Origin of the sequence: Paenibacillus sp. F4 (assembly GCF_002894905.1) — a bacterium.
GTDB classification, from domain to species: Bacteria; Bacillota; Bacilli; order Paenibacillales; family Paenibacillaceae; genus Paenibacillus; species Paenibacillus polymyxa_B.
This window is the reverse complement of sequence record NZ_POVS01000014.1, coordinates 284,396-299,433: the sequence shown is the minus strand read 5'-3', so window position 1 is coordinate 299,433 and position 15,038 is coordinate 284,396. Positions and strand designations below refer to the sequence as shown.

Annotated in this window: 11 protein-coding genes; 9 read left to right on the top strand and 2 right to left on the bottom strand. The window is 46.6% G+C overall.

The window, feature by feature from the left end:
- Positions 1–249: 249 nt before the first annotated feature.
- Positions 250–1,290, bottom strand: a complete 1,041-nt coding sequence (locus C1T21_RS16570; protein ID WP_103049025.1) for a substrate-binding domain-containing protein — start codon at positions 1,288–1,290, stop codon at positions 250–252.
- A gap of 499 nt (positions 1,291–1,789) precedes the next feature.
- Here C1T21_RS16570 and C1T21_RS16565 point away from each other — a divergent pair, with 499 nt between their 5' ends.
- The 9 genes from C1T21_RS16565 (at position 1,790) to C1T21_RS16525 (ending at position 13,524) form a co-directional block, all read left to right on the top strand.
- Positions 1,790–2,110: a GH32 C-terminal domain-containing protein gene (locus C1T21_RS16565; RefSeq protein ID WP_258012496.1), complete on the top strand. Its 321-nt coding sequence runs from the start codon at positions 1,790–1,792 to the stop codon at positions 2,108–2,110.
- A gap of 92 nt (positions 2,111–2,202) precedes the next feature.
- The gene (locus tag C1T21_RS16560; RefSeq protein ID WP_103049024.1) at positions 2,203–5,460 is read left to right on the top strand and encodes a glycoside hydrolase family 32 protein; all 3,258 of its coding nucleotides are present in this window, start codon (positions 2,203–2,205) and stop codon (positions 5,458–5,460) included.
- A 123-nt stretch (positions 5,461–5,583) separates the two neighbouring features.
- Entirely contained in the window at positions 5,584–5,802 is a 219-nt protein-coding gene (locus tag C1T21_RS16555) for a hypothetical protein (protein WP_258012495.1), read from the top strand.
- A gap of 242 nt (positions 5,803–6,044) precedes the next feature.
- Positions 6,045–7,781 (top strand): ABC transporter ATP-binding protein, encoded by a 1,737-nt coding sequence (locus tag C1T21_RS16550; protein WP_103049061.1) that lies wholly within the window; start codon positions 6,045–6,047, stop codon positions 7,779–7,781.
- Positions 7,762–9,600: an ABC transporter ATP-binding protein gene (locus C1T21_RS16545; RefSeq protein WP_103049023.1), complete on the top strand. Its 1,839-nt coding sequence runs from the start codon at positions 7,762–7,764 to the stop codon at positions 9,598–9,600. Before C1T21_RS16550 ends, C1T21_RS16545 begins: the two co-directional genes overlap by 20 nt.
- Before the next feature lie 212 nt (positions 9,601–9,812).
- Positions 9,813–10,469 (top strand): DJ-1/PfpI family protein, encoded by a 657-nt coding sequence (locus C1T21_RS16540; RefSeq protein ID WP_023987280.1) that lies wholly within the window; start codon positions 9,813–9,815, stop codon positions 10,467–10,469.
- 143 nt (positions 10,470–10,612) lie between these two features.
- Positions 10,613–11,812 (top strand): MFS transporter, encoded by a 1,200-nt coding sequence (locus C1T21_RS16535; RefSeq protein WP_103049022.1) that lies wholly within the window; start codon positions 10,613–10,615, stop codon positions 11,810–11,812.
- Positions 11,805–12,464, top strand: coding sequence for a TetR/AcrR family transcriptional regulator (locus C1T21_RS16530; RefSeq protein ID WP_103049021.1), 660 nt, complete (start codon positions 11,805–11,807; stop codon positions 12,462–12,464). Before C1T21_RS16535 ends, C1T21_RS16530 begins: the two co-directional genes overlap by 8 nt.
- 148 nt (positions 12,465–12,612) lie before the next feature.
- Positions 12,613–13,524: an AraC family transcriptional regulator gene (locus tag C1T21_RS16525; RefSeq protein WP_103049020.1), complete on the top strand. Its 912-nt coding sequence runs from the start codon at positions 12,613–12,615 to the stop codon at positions 13,522–13,524.
- A gap of 108 nt (positions 13,525–13,632) precedes the next feature.
- Here C1T21_RS16525 and C1T21_RS16520 read toward each other — a convergent pair whose 3' ends face one another.
- Entirely contained in the window at positions 13,633–15,033 is a 1,401-nt protein-coding gene (locus tag C1T21_RS16520; protein ID WP_103049019.1) for a sugar porter family MFS transporter, read from the bottom strand.
- Positions 15,034–15,038 lie beyond the last annotated feature (5 nt).

Here is a 15,038-nt window from a genome sequence, read left to right as displayed (position 1 = left end):
GTGTTCTTAGAGCTTTCACAGCAGAGATGGCTCTATCCAAGGTCTGTATTGGTGGTTAGAAAAGCCTTAATAGTGAGGGAAACGCTGAAAGCAGCGGAGAGGACGGAACGATTGAGAAAAAGCGTCAGCGGCCGCCTTTGTATCCGGATTTTTACCACTGAGCTATTCAATAAAATCCAGATACAACAGCGATTGGAGCAACGTTCCGTTCGCGGAGCGTCGTAAGAACACCTCTTTTACTCTCACCTTCTATCGCAATGTCGGAGTCGATTCTCTAAATATCGGCTCTGTTCTGATATGCGTGATCTGATAAGGTCGGGAAGGATCTTTGACCCGCGCCAATAGCATCTCAGCCGCCGTAATGCCCATTTCGTTGTTGTAGATATGCACGGTGGATAAATGAGGTTCCACAATCCGGGATTCAGGAGCGTTATCAAACCCAAACACGGCAATATCGTCAGGAATTTTCAAGTTTTTATTTTTGAGCGCTTTCATGACACTGACGGCAATAAAATCATTGGCGCACACGAACGCAGAAGGTAACACGCTCATGCCGTCCAATTGTTTATCCATCCAATCCGACTCGGAGAAAAAATTTCGGTCTTGATCGACAATGCAGCAAGATAAATCCACATTTAGACCTGCTTCGATTAAAGCTCTGTTATATCCAACCCACCGCTCGTTGAAGCTTTTGCAATGCTTATAATCCCCAGCAAAACCGATCCGCGTAAATCCACGACGAATCAGGCTTTTGGTGACAGAATAAATGCTATGTTCATTTTCCATCAACAATAAATCCGCTTTCAAATCAGGGTAAAAAATGTCCACAGAACAATCAATAAAGATCGTGGGCAGTCCCAAATCCGTAATAAGCTCACTATATTGTGGATCAAACATTTCAATACAAATAATTCCATCCACCTTGGAGGCTTCAAAATTATTAGGAAGCGTTCCTGCATGGATTTCATTTTCCCGCACAATATGAATCGACAGATTATACCCTTCTGCGCTTATTCTTTTCTCCAAACCACTGATGAGTAAGGAGCCAAAATGTGAGCTGTTCGGCAGATTGCATGTGACCAGGGCAATGTTACCTTGATTTTTCGGGATGATACTCTCCGTTTCCACATAGGCAAATTGCTTATATTTAAGTTCTATCGCTTTTTTAATGACCTTGTTCCGAGTATCAACCGGGATGCTATCATTACCGTTAATTGCTTTGGACGCGGTATTTCGGGAGATTCCCAAAGCGTCGGCAATGTCTTGAATAGTGACTTTTTCTTTCTTCATAGACAGGTTCCACCTTCAATAAAAAATGGATTGCCTGAGAGGTACAATTTCCTCTTACGGCTCTCCGTTCAGACCTTAAATGTATAATAGTTCGCATAAAACAGCAATGTTTACCTTATAAATGAACAAATAATATTTACATTTGTAAGGTTTATTTGATAACTTATATTTAACTCCATCGGATCGAAAAATGAATTTGAATTCAATCTTATACAAGCTGGACAAAAAAGTGCGCATGAGAAACAGAGAGGACAGATCCATGCTGTATAAGTAAAGCGGTCATTGTTAATGGGTAACTTTCAAAGTTGGAGTATATACTATGACTGTTATCATTTCTTCTTGCAAAAGCATAATTTATTAATGCTATATTTAGTCAAATGTAAATGAATTTTTTTGCAAAAATAATTGACGAATGACATTTCGATTTGGTAAATTGAAAATTGAAAATGTAAGCCTTTTCAAATTTGTTGTACATACGATTTATTACAGATTGGGGGGATTGCGAGTATCAGAAGAACAGGAGACGCTCGTCGGCTATGCTTCCGAAACACAGGAAGTATATGTAGACGGGACAAGGTCAGGCTGTTCGGATTTTCATGAGGAATTTGCAGGGAGACACGCTTTCCCACTGGAAACGGCAGAAAACCGATTGGACCTTCATATCTATGTGGATCGTTCGTCCATTGAAGTGTTTTTTAACCACGGGCAGGTGGTAATTACCGATTTAATATTTCCTGATGCAGAATCTAAGGGTCTTGAAATATTCACAGCGGATGAGCAGATCACGTTGTTTTCGCTGGAGCTTTATGCGCTGAAATGAGATTTTCTTCATGATGACCTATACAGTGATTTCCCTGTTGTTTTGTAGTGGAAGCGCAGTGTTAATCCGTACTGGAAGGCAGGAGGTTGGGAATGGAGATGGAGTTGGCAAACACGCGAACGAACCTGACCGGCTGGCAGATTAAAGGACAAGGGCACATAGAAGATAACATCCAGGGACTTTTGCTGAGGTCGGAGCCACAGGAAAATGTGATGGCTATGTCCGGAACAACGTCTCAGGATTTTACTTTTGAGGCGGATGTGATGGTCACTGACACACAGGCGGATGCTACGCTAGTATTCCGTTCCAGTGAGGACGGGTGGTCTTCCTATATGCTCCATATCGTACCAGCTGCCGGATTGTTGCGGCTGCGGGATGCCGCTGGGGATCTTGGAAAACTGAAAGAGGAACGTCAGGTCAATTTAAAAAAAGGAGCTATTTATCATCTCAAGGTGAGCGTAGAGGGCTCCCATCTTAAGGTGTTCTGGGATAAGGGATATAACCCGATTATAGATGCGGTCGATACGACTTATACATCAGGATATTTGGGGCTGAATGTCTGGAATGGATCGGCGTTATTTCAGAACATTCAAGTCAGTGATATGAATACGAATCTAAGCGGACCGCTCCTGATCCATGGAAAATGGCAACCTGACCTGAAAGGGCAAAGGGGTGAGGGAACAAGTGCAGAAGATGCGTTAAAAATGTATGGCTCCGCAGCTACAGACCTAGTGCTGGAAGGCGGTGTGACGCTGAATCCTTCTGAACCGGGGATGGAAGCAGGACTATTTTTCAGAGGGAGTCAGGATGGGAAGGATGGATATGTTGCTTCTGTGCAAGGCGAAGGCAATCAGGTTCGCGTACAACTGAAGAAGGCGGACGGAACGTTGATTACAAGGTCGGCGCAGACATATCCGGGTGGGTTCAGCGGCAAACACCACTTGGAAATCATCGCTCATGGAGGGCGGATTCAGGTGTTTATAGATGGCTATACGCCTGCGGCAATTGATATCATGGACAGCAGCAATACCAACGGCTTTACAGGCTTGAAAGTAACCGGAGGAATCGCTTATTTTCAGGATTTCTACCTTACCTCTGTCTCGAATTACTATACAGAAAAATATCGCCCGCAGTATCATTATTCCCCTGCTAGAGGTTCCGCGAGCGATCCGAACGGATTAGTTTATTTCGAGGGGGAGTACCACCTGTTCCATCAGGATGGTGGACAATGGGCGCATGCGGTCAGCCAGAACTTGCTGGATTGGAAAAGGCTTCCGTTTGCATTGGAGTGGAATGATCTTGGCCATATCTGGTCCGGCTCGGCTGTAGCTGATCTAACCAATACTTCCGGCTTGTTCGGCGACTATGGAGGAACAGGGCTGATTGCCTATTACACTTCCTTCAATCCCGATCAGCCCAAGGGAAACCAGAGAATCGGCCTTGCTTACAGCACAGACCGGGGGCGCACATGGCAATACCCGAAAGACCGTCCAATTGTAATAGAGAACCCGGGCCAAAGTGAAAATGATCCTGGCAATTGGGATTTCCGTGATCCTAAAGTAGTGTGGGATGAAGCCTATCAGCGCTGGATTATGGTAGTGTCGGGAGGCGATCATATCCGTTTTTTTACCTCCACCAACCTATTGGATTGGCGCTGGACGGATAACTTTGGCTATGGTGATTATATACGTGGTGGAGTATGGGAATGCCCGGATCTATTTCAGCTTCCGTTAGACGATGGTAACACTTCTAAATGGGTGCTGATGATTAGCACTGGAGCCAGCGCGAATACTCAAGGCTCGGATGCGGAATATTTTATCGGTGAACTGACGCCTGATGGCAAATTTCAAAATGATCATTCACCGGGGAAGGTGTTGAAAACCGATTGGGGCAAGGAATTCTATGCCTCAATGTCCTTCTCCAATGTACCCGACGGGCGGCGTATCATGCTGGCATGGATGACGAATTGGGACTATCCGTTCAGCTTTCCGACTTCTCCCTGGAAGGGACAGTTTAGCATCCCAAGAGAGTTATCGCTAAAAACAACCCGTGAAGGCATCCGTTTGATACAGCATCCGATATCCGAGCTGACTTTGCTGCGTTCCCGTTTATTTTCGATAGAAAATCAAAGTGTCACGGAATCTTCTCCGAATATACTGGAAGGTTTGAATGCAGGTGCCTATGAGATTGAGGCGGAGTTCGAACTGTCTTCTGTTGGGGCTGCCTCGACATTCGGGTTTTACGTGCGGGATGGCGGTGAGCAAAGAACCGCAGTCGGCTATAAAACAGATGTACAACAAATATTTGTAAACCGTGCTGATTCAGGACTTACTGATTTCTCTACTCTGTTTTCAACGCTTCATAAAGCATCACTTGCACCTATTGAAAATCGAATTCAAATGCGTATATTTGTGGACGAATCCTCGGTTGAGGTGTTTGGGAATGATGGAGAAGTCGTATTTTCGGAGATTATTTTGCCCGATTCGGCGCGAAGAGGGATGGGCTTTTACACCCAGGGGGGTGAGGTGAAAGTTGTTTCCCTCCATGTTTATGCCTTGCGGAACAGCTGGAGGATACCAGAAGCTTCGTCCACCAGAGTGATCATGGATCACACTTATGTGGAGCTTGCGAGGGAGCAGACGAAGCGTCTGTACGCGAGTGTGGAGGATGAGTCTGGAGAAAAAGAAAACTCGCTGATTTGGGTTTCTAACAATCCTAAGATTGTAAAGATCACTGCGTCCAAGGACGGGAGTGCGCTAATGGAGGCGATTGCCCCAGGAGAAGCTGTTGTTACGGCTTCCGACCCGGAGGATAAGGTGCGTGACAGTACCTTGGTTAAGGTGAACGACGGGGTGTTTCATACCAACCTTACAGGTTGGAAGCCGGATGTTTCCGCATCGCGGTGGATCGTGACAACGGATGGGATGCGAGGAAGCTATATCAGCGATGCGAATTATATGGCTACTGAGCAGGCGGAAGATTTTACGTATGAGGCTGATATGAAGCTGCATGGAAATGGAAGTGCTGGATCCATGATTTTCCGCGCCAATGCTGACGGATCGAGTGGCTATTATCTGAATTTGGACCCCAATCTGAAATCGATTCGCCTGTTCTATAAAAAAGACGGCCGTTTCGAGGAGCAGCAGGTGCTTGCCAAGGTTCCAAGATTCGTTTTGCCGGAAATGTTTCATCATATTAAAATCGTGGCGGAGGGCCTGCGCATTTGCATTGATGTAGACGGTGAGCAGGTCATCGACCTGGAAGATAGTACGTTCGCCGAGGGACATGTGGGTGTGAATGTATTTGGAGGGCAGGCATTTTACCAACATGTAAGGATCGAGCCAATTTGAATTTCTTATCTCAAAAGGAGAGCCGTATTTACGGACTCTCTTTTTTTACGTCTTGATGTTATTGAGAATATGAAATGTAACCGCACACATGTAAAGGGTGTGACATCTTACCTAACGTAAAATTTGACACACTTAAATTGCCATCATGCTGGACTCGGCAAGCATTCGGGCAGAAGTGCAGTTCAATATATGCTGGAGCAGGAGGGAATCAAGGCAGGCTCCGATGAAATCAAATTTCTGCTGGAGCGGCTTCGCCTGGTCGGTGAAGACCCCAAGTGTGTTATCTACAGCACAGACTTAAAGCGCTGGCTGCAGCATTATCCGGCAGAGCTACCGAAATAACCGAAAAAGCGTTCCCGTCCGGTAAGTGTGACCGTGACTGGAACGCTTTCTTGCATATCTTTTAATTTCACAACCGGAGTCTCCAATTTGCGGGTTAAACGAAGCCGTTCAGAAGGGTATAATAAAATATAGTGCTGTATAAAGTGCGTATATATGGTTTTACAGCAGGTCTTGATTCATATAACCATGACACGCTGATCTGGAAGTACGGCTATTGGGCAATTGGAGGAATGCTTGTGGGGATGATGTTTTCTTTTCTGAAAAAATATCGGGTTCCAGCCATCGCAGCGCTCGTGATGATGCTGCTGGAATTGACGGTAGAGCTATCACAGCCATATTTGATCTCTAAAATCATTGATGAGGGCATCCGACAGCAGGATTTGTCTGTCGTCTGGTTATGGGGCAGTGTACTGGTGGGGAGTGCTGTTATCGCTTTTATGGCGGGTATATCCAGCTCTTTTTTTGCTTCACATGCAAGTCAGAGCTTCGGCTATGATTTGCGGGAAAAGCTATACCGTAAAGTGCAATCCTTTTCGTATCCTGTGTTTAAACGTTTTGCCACTTCGTCGCTGATTACGCGCCTGACCGGGGATGTCACGCAAGTACAGGATACGGTGTTTATGAGCCTGCGGTTTATGACACGGGTTCCGCTTGTAGTCATCGGCAGTATCGTGATGGCACTGGTTGTGCATTTCAGGCTTGGGCTGCTATTGGCGGTTATGGCTCCGGTGCTGTTCTTGTTTGTGCTAGTGATGATGCGGCGAACGGTCACTTTGTTTAAGGGTGTCCAGCGACGCTTGGATGACGTTAACGGAGTAATCCAGGAGAACCTGACAGGCATCCGTCTCATCCGGGTTTTTGTGCGGATGCGGCATGAAATCGAACGTTTTGCCCATTACGGAGGGGAATTGATGAAAGGGACGGTGTCCGCTCTACGCTGGACAGAAACGACGATGCCGTTCATTTTGTTTACGATGAACGCAGGGATTATTGCAGTACTATGGTTCGGACGCGGCCAAATTTCCACTGGGGATGCCAGTGTAGGACAGGTTGTCGCAGTCGTCAATTATTCACTGCGGACGATTGGAGCCTTGTCTGCCTTATCGGGTATCGTTGTTGTATTTTCCCGGGCAACTGCATCTACCGGGCGGATTCGAGAGGTATTGGAAACATCTAATGAAGATGGGCAAGAACTGGAGCCTGTTTCAACGCATCATACACGGATTGAGGGACAGGTGGAAATGGACCGGGTGAGCTTTCATTATCCGGGCAGTGATCTGGCTGTCCTAAAGGATATATCTTTTAAGGCGCAATCGGGCGAGCGGATAGCTATTATGGGGGCCACTGGCTCGGGAAAATCCTCACTTGTGCAGTTGATTACGCGTCTGTATGAAGAAGATGAAGGTCATGTGCGCTTTGACGGAAAGGACGCTCGTGAACTGGATGCGTCCATATTGCGAGAAGCTATTGGTTATGTGCCTCAGGAGGTACTGCTATTCACCGGCTCGATTCGGGATAATATTGCTTGGGGGCTGGAGAATGCCAGCCTGGAGCAAATTAAGGAAGCCGCACGCATGGCGCAAATCCATAATATGATTGAACGCTTGCCGCAAGGCTATGACACGATGCTCGGGCAGCGTGGTGTCAATCTGTCTGGCGGACAGAAACAGCGGCTTTCGATTGCCCGCGCACTGGTGCGCCAGCCGACAGTGCTGATTTTGGACGACAGCACAAGTGCATTGGATGTAGGGACAGAAGCAGCACTACTGAACGCACTCGATGGCCTGTCCTGCACGACATTTCTCATTACGCAGAAGATCAGCTCGACCGCATCGGCAGATCAGATTTTACTGCTGGATGAGGGTCGCCTGATGGCAAGTGGAAGTCATGAGCATCTCATGGATAGCTCGGATCTATATCGGCGTATCTATGAATCACAATACGGAAAGGAGGAGTCGCATGTTCAAGGAACTCATTGAACCGTTCCGTCAGCCTACACCGCCGTCCGGTGTGCTGCGAAATCCGGCGGGAGCTGAAGGACGCCGCAAGGCCAAAGCGAAGAATTGGTCTGGCACGTTAGGACGGATATGGGCTTATCTGGCCCGCCGTAAGGCCAAACTGATGCTGGTACTGTTCATGGTACTGCTCAGCTCCGGGCTGGCTCTGCTGGGTCCATATCTGGTCGGCGTAGCGGTAGATGATTTTCTCGAAGGTCCGGGTGGACGCACGTGGATTTATTTTCTCATCGGATTAGGAGCTGTATATCTGCTCAACTCGCTAACCTCCTGGCTGCAAAATATCTGGATGATCGAGATTGCCCAAGAGACGGTGTACCGCATGCGTTTCGATCTGTTTTCACATTTGCATCGACTACCGATTCCTTTCTACGGCAAACGTCAGCAGGGAGAGATTATGAGCCGTCTGACCAATGATATCGAAAATGTCAGTTCTACGCTTAACAGCTCCGCCATTCAGATTTTTTCGAGCATATTGACGCTAATCGGTACACTCACGGTGATGCTGTGGTTAAGCCCGCTGATGACCCTGCTGACCTTTATCGTGGTGCCGCTAATGGCTGCCGGGATGCGCTGGATTACACGACGCACCGGGCCCTTATATAAGGAACGCCAGAAGAATGTGGGCGAACTGAACGGATACATCGAAGAAACACTGTCCGGGCAGCAGATTATTAAAGCATTTTCGCAGGAAAAGAGAGTCATCCGTGGTTTTGGCGAGCGTAATGACCGTATTCGGCTATCGGGCTTCTGGGCACAAACGATTTCAGGCTTTATACCGAAGCTGATGAACGGACTGAATAATCTCAGCTTTGCTATTGTAGCGGGGATCGGTGGGATTTTGGCCATTCGAGGTTCCATCACTATAGGTACAATTATTGTATTCGTAGAATATGCCCGCCAGTTCACCAGACCGCTGAACGATTTGGCTAACCAGTGGAACACCCTGCTGTCCGCCATTGCCGGAGCTGAGCGTGTATTTGAAATATTGGATGAAGATGAAGAGTCTAAGGACGAACGCGGCGCAGTGGAGGTAGGGCATGTGGAGGGGGCGGTGCAGTTTACGGATGTTTCCTTCGGTTATGATGAGGGAAGCGCTACGCTGGAAGGTATCTCTTTTGAAGCCAAACCTGGTGAAATGATCGCGCTGGTTGGTCCGACCGGGGCAGGAAAAACGACACTGATCCAGCTCCTTTCCAGATTTTATAGCCCCGACAAGGGAATGATTACGCTGGACGGGCGCGATATCACCACCATACAGCGTGAAAGCTTGCGCTCCCGCATGGCATTTGTGCTACAGGACTCCTTCCTGTTTCAGGGGACGATTCGTGAAAATATCCGCTTCGGCAGACTGGACGCCACCGATGAGGAGGTTGAACAAGCATCGAAACTGGCCAACGCCCATTCCTTTATCATGCGGATGAAGGACGGATACGACAAGGTGCTGGAAGCGAACGGCAGTGGCATCAGTCAAGGGCAAAAACAACTGCTGGCTATTGCCCGTGCTATTTTGGCCAACCCTTCCATCCTTGTACTCGACGAGGCAACCAGCAGCATCGACACCATTACAGAGATGAAGATACAAGAAGGACTGGAGCGGCTCATGCAGGGTCGAACAAGTTTCGTCATCGCGCATCGGCTGAATACCATTCGTCAGGCTGACCGGATTCTAGTCTTGAAGGATGGCCGTCTGGAGGAGCATGGTTCTCATGATGAACTGCTGGCTCACAAAGGCTTTTACAGTGATTTATATTATGGTCAATTGAGTAAGCAAAGCTCTTAAGCCGGCTCGCGATTAACAGATTTCCAGGCATACTTAAAAGGACTACCCCGGGGGTGGCCCTTTTTAAGTATGCCTTTTTACAGGTAAGTACTATTAAACAGGCGTTTGAAATGAAGATACTGCTTTCACAATAATAAATATACCCATACCCCGTATATGTATGTTAGTATGGGTGTGCATGAATAAAATCCCACTTCAAAGGAGAGATCATCATGAAAATCGCAATCATGCTTTTCGATGGAATTACGGCATTAGATGCAATGGGTCCATACGATGTATTTGCTGCTACACTGAAATGTGAAGTGAAGTTTGTCGCTAAGAAAAAAGGCTTAATCAAGCTGGACTCAAATATGGGTTATTTGCATGCTGATTACAGTTTTTCTGAAGTTAGTTCAGCTGATATTCTTGTTGTTCCAGGTTGCAGTCCGCCAAATTATAAAACGCCAATGAATGACGAAGAAACGTTAAATTGGATTCGCCAAATACATGAAACTACGAAATGGACCACGTCGGTTTGTAACGGCTCTTTGATTTTGAGCGCCGCAGGCTTGTTAAATGGAACCGTAGCCACCAGTCATTGGGGTTCCTTAGACCTGCTCCAATCTCTTGGAGCCATTCCAACAGATGAGAGAGTGGTTCGTCAGGGCAAAATCGTTACAGCAGCCGGTGTCTCCTCTGGTATTGATATGGCACTCCAGCTATTGGCATGGGAATTAGGAGAAGATATGAGTAAAGGAGTTCAGCTGATTTTGGAATACGATCCTCAGCCTCCGTTTGACACGGGTTCACCAAAGAAAGCACCTGCTATATTGGTAGAACAAATAAGAGGGATGTTACAAGAGTTTGCAAAACAGGAGCCCAATGTGTAACTCAAGAATAACAAGATCTCTTTCCGGTATTAGCTTGGCTTAATAGGTTTGTAATTTTATTTACAAGGGTCCCTACTTCAACTAATATAGTTTACACATAGTAAAGGGTTACATAGTGTAAATGGTTGAAGGGGGCTACAAACATGAGCAGCTTACCTAAGTCTGCTACATTTCCACTTTTCATTCTGATGCTGAATTTGTTTATTGCTTTATTGGGTCAAGGTATGGTGATTCCCATTCTGCCTGAATATCTGAAACAATTTAATGCGGCAGGAGCTGCTGCGGGGTATCTTATTGCCGCTTTTGGAGCAGCACAGTTTATTTTTTCGCCCCTAGGTGGGCAGCTTTCGGATAGATGGGGTCGAAAATCCATGATCATCACCGGTCTGTTTTTAACCGTCATCTCGGATCTCATGTTTGCTGTTTCTACGACATTGCCTCTTCTATATATTGCCCGATTTATCGGGGGGATAGGTATTGGATTAATGGTTCCTTCCAATATGGCCTACGTCGCTGATATTACCACTTTTGAAACCCGAGCTAAAGGAATGGGATACTTGGGTGCCTCCATGAATTTGGGTATGGTGCTTGGTCCGGGGTTAGGCGGTATGATCGCTGAGTTTGGCATCAGGGTGCCCTATTTTTTTGCTGGTGGACTTGGACTTGTAGCTACGCTGCTTAGCTTGTATATGCCAGAGACACTGCCCAAGGAAAAACGAAAACCCGCTAGCCAATGGGTCCGCCGGGAACCCATTCGCAACCAAATCCTAAACTCATTTCGGACATCCTATTTTCGTTATCTTCTCCTCATTCTGATCATGACATTAGGTTTGATGAATTATGAAACGGTGTATGCTCTTTTTGTGGAACGAAAATATGGTTTTGATGCCACTAAAATCTCAATGATCATTACGGTTGGTGCAATTATAGGCATCGTTGTGCAGATATGGCTACTTGATTATCTCATCAAGAGACTTGGTGAGATGAAGCTTATACGTCTCTCTTTGATCATGACAGCCGTCGCTTTACTGTTAATGATCATTAAGATCAATTTAGGTTATCTGCTGGCGGTATCGGCTCTGTTTTTTGCTTTTAATGCCTTCCTAAGGCCAACCGTAAGTACAATGATCGCGAACTCAGCTGGTGATCGCCAAGGATATGCCGCCGGATTGAATACGACGTATACCAGCCTAGGCAATATATTGGGACCCATTTTAGCAGGTTTGTTGTTTGACAAACACATTCATATTCCTTATATTTTTGGTGCACTTATCCTTGCATCTGCCCTTTTCTTAACCTTACAAAAATCGAAAAATGAGAAACGGATGGTTGTTAATGACTGAGAACTGGCACCAGAATTTGAAAAACAAAAATCGGGAAGAACTCATTGCGGCTGCCAAGGAACTTTTTATGAAGCAAAGCTTTCTCAAAGTTAATATTAAGGATGTATGCAACGTGGCTGGTGTAAGTCGGGTCACATTCTATAAGCACTTTCAGTCCATGAACGAACTGATCTTTGAGGTTCAGATGGAAATCCTTGAGAGCATGACCGAATTTGTTAGAAGGGCACCTTCAGCCGAAATGAGCGGTAAGAAGATGCTTACTTCGATGCTTGATGCATGGATTGATTACGCTTGGCAACATCCAGAATACATCAAGTTTATTCTTCTATTCGATCTGCATTACGAAGCTTATGATTCAAATCAAGAACTCAAAGAACAGTACAAAAATTTTGTTAGCCGGGAAAAGGAACGACATTTCCTGATGGATGCTCTGGAAGTTGGATTCCAAGATGGATCATTAAAGTCCGACACAGAACCCTTGAAGACCGCTCATTTTATCTTCACGTCTATGATGGGTATACTCCAGAAAATGAGTCTGACGTCCAAGGACGATTGGAATAACGAACTTGATGATATAGAAATTGCTAACCGATTTGCGGGAATGTTGATTCAGTATTTAAGTCCAGAAAGTGATAAATCCCCAACCTTTTAGGCAGGAGTCGCCTGCCATATTCCAGAGGATTTCAGATCGTCCGATGGAGTGAAATAGAAGTACATGGCTCAGTCTGTTAAACTGTGAAAATAGAGCGGTTGCAGATACGTTGTCATGTTAGCCTTATCTATTTTGTGGAGGTGCGGGGATGAACGGAAGTCTGTTTGAGCCACGGCTGCGTGACGGGGATTATATTCCCCGTTTTTTTGCTTACTATTACAAGCAATGGCATGACTATACCATGTCTTACCACGATCATCATTCTACCGAAATTATGTACATGATTTCCGGCTTTTGCAGGGTAGATGTACAAACGGGAGAGAATGTGGAAGAAAGCATCACGCTGCGTAAAGGCGAGTTTATTATGCTGGACGCAGGTGTACCGCATCGGCTGGTGGTGGAAGGAGAACAACCGTGCCGGATGCTAAATGTAGAGTTTGGTTTTAAGGAGGGAGTGAGAGTAGGGCCGTCTATCCGACAAATGGCAGCAGAGGAGCAGGAGGTCACGACTCTCATGTCACGTCCGTTCCCGTATCTGGTACTGTCGGACCCGGAAGAGGTATACTTTACGCTGAAAAGTCTCGTGCTGGAGCTGGACCAACGAAAAGAACAGCCGGGTGCAATGGCAGAGATGCTTTTTATGCAATTGCTAGTACGAATTGCACGTCTACGGGAAGAGGCAGAGCGCAGCAACACGCAGCAAACGGATATGTACATCAAACGATGCATTGAATTTCTCCATCTGAACTATGACCGAGATATTGTGGTTAAGGACATGGCGGCAGCCGTGAATCTGCACCCAGGTTATTTGCACCGTATTTTCAAAAAACATACTGGGCTAACCCTCACCGCGTATTTAACGATGCTGCGAATGGACAAGGCTCGTATGCTTCTTCAGCAAACGGACATTCCCATTCAAGAAATTGCCGATTATGTAGGCGTGGCCAGCAGGCAGTATTTTCATATGTTGTTCAAAAAGCACACAGGCAAGACGCCTGTAGAATACCGCTCAGCTGTGGAGCGCAATGTGAGGAACTATGCGGAGGAGGATGGGAACTGATAATAAGAAGCCTCTGAACCATTGCCGATTTAGGCCGGTATGATTCAGAGGGCGTGTGTTTTGAAGCATTATAACATGTGTCCGGGCTTCTTGAGAGCTAAAGTTGGGTCATTTCCCAAGCCACATATTTTCCATCTGTTCAAGTGATCTCCCCTTGGTTTCGGGAACCTTGCGCCATATAAAGACTACGACGAACAACGAGATGGCTCCGAATAACCAGAAGGTATTGGACGGGCCGGCTGAACTCAGCAGAGGAGGGAATGCCTGCGATACTAGATAATCGCCGGCCCACAATGCCATCGAAGCGATGGCTACCGCTTTGCCGCGAATGCGGTTCGGAAAGATCTCCGAGATCATAACCCATACGATCGGCCCAAGCGATATAGCATAGGAGGCCACGTAGATCAATATTAGGATGAGTACGAGCGGTCCGGTGGTCAAACCCATTTTGAATGCGGCTCCAATAATGACCAAACAGCAGGTCATCAACGAGGTGCCGATGATCAGCAGGACTTTTCGTCCCGCTTTGTCGATCAGCCATACGGATACGATGGTGAACAACACATTGATCAACCCGATCCAAATGGTCTGGGTCAAAGATGCGTCCGTACCGAGTCCCATTCCTTTAAAGATAACCGGCGCGTAATACAAAATGGCATTGATGCCGGTAATATGCTGCATAATGGCGAGCATGACACCGATAAAGAGAGCGACCCGAATACCGGGAGCAAACAATTGCTTCAATGAGTTGTTCTCATTTTTGAATGATTCCTTGATATCAAGCACTTCCTGCTTAGCGGCTTCTTCACCGTGAATTTTCAGCAAAATCGGCAGCGCTTCATAAGGCCGATTTTGTTTAATAAGCCATCGCGGGCTTTCGGGTATGAAGAGCATCAAGAGCATAAAGATCAGTCCGGGAACGGCTCCCACTCCGAACATCCAGCGCCAGGCTGTTGAGACACCCCAGGCTTCATCCCCCATGCTGACGATCCACGAATTCTGAAAATAAACCAGGAAAATCCCTGTTACGATCGCCAACTGATTTAAAGCGACCAAACGACCTCGGTATTTGGCGGGAGCAATTTCCGCGTTGTACACCGGACAAACGGTGGAAGTGATTCCTATGCCAATGCCGCCGATCATGCGAAAGATAACATACCCGGTGAACGTGTCTTGAAGCGCAGAGCAGATCGAGCCGACGACGAATAAAAATCCGGCGGCCAGTAATACCTTTTTTCTGCCGATCTTTTCACTCATGTAGCCGGAGAGAGCCGCTCCGGTGACACTCCCGACAATCAGACTTGACACCGCCCAACCAACCTGAAATTCGCTCAGCGAAAAACGTTGCTGTAGGAATTCGACTGCTCCCGAAACAACCGCGATATCAAAACCGAACAGGATACCTCCGAGCGCAGCTACGATGGATACCAACGTCACAAAAAGCATATTAGGTTTTTCTGATTGAAGCGCTTTCTGTTGAGCGCTTTCATTATTGATGATTACTGCCATATGAT

What these genes read in the sequence shown, in the direction of transcription:
- C1T21_RS16570 (WP_103049025.1), bottom strand. Translation starts at nt 1,290, where the DNA reads ATGAAGAAAGAAAAAGTCACTATTCAAGACATTGCCGACGCTTTGGGA.
- C1T21_RS16560 (WP_103049024.1), top strand. Translation starts at nt 2,203, where the DNA reads ATGGAGATGGAGTTGGCAAACACGCGAACGAACCTGACCGGCTGGCAG.
- C1T21_RS16550 (WP_103049061.1), top strand. Translation starts at nt 6,045, where the DNA reads ATGATGTTTTCTTTTCTGAAAAAATATCGGGTTCCAGCCATCGCAGCG.
- C1T21_RS16545 (WP_103049023.1), top strand. Translation starts at nt 7,762, where the DNA reads ATGTTCAAGGAACTCATTGAACCGTTCCGTCAGCCTACACCGCCGTCC.
- C1T21_RS16540 (WP_023987280.1), top strand. Translation starts at nt 9,813, where the DNA reads ATGAAAATCGCAATCATGCTTTTCGATGGAATTACGGCATTAGATGCA.
- C1T21_RS16535 (WP_103049022.1), top strand. Translation starts at nt 10,613, where the DNA reads ATGAGCAGCTTACCTAAGTCTGCTACATTTCCACTTTTCATTCTGATG.
- C1T21_RS16530 (WP_103049021.1), top strand. Translation starts at nt 11,805, where the DNA reads ATGACTGAGAACTGGCACCAGAATTTGAAAAACAAAAATCGGGAAGAA.
- C1T21_RS16525 (WP_103049020.1), top strand. Translation starts at nt 12,613, where the DNA reads ATGAACGGAAGTCTGTTTGAGCCACGGCTGCGTGACGGGGATTATATT.
- C1T21_RS16520 (WP_103049019.1), bottom strand. Translation starts at nt 15,033, where the DNA reads ATGGCAGTAATCATCAATAATGAAAGCGCTCAACAGAAAGCGCTTCAA.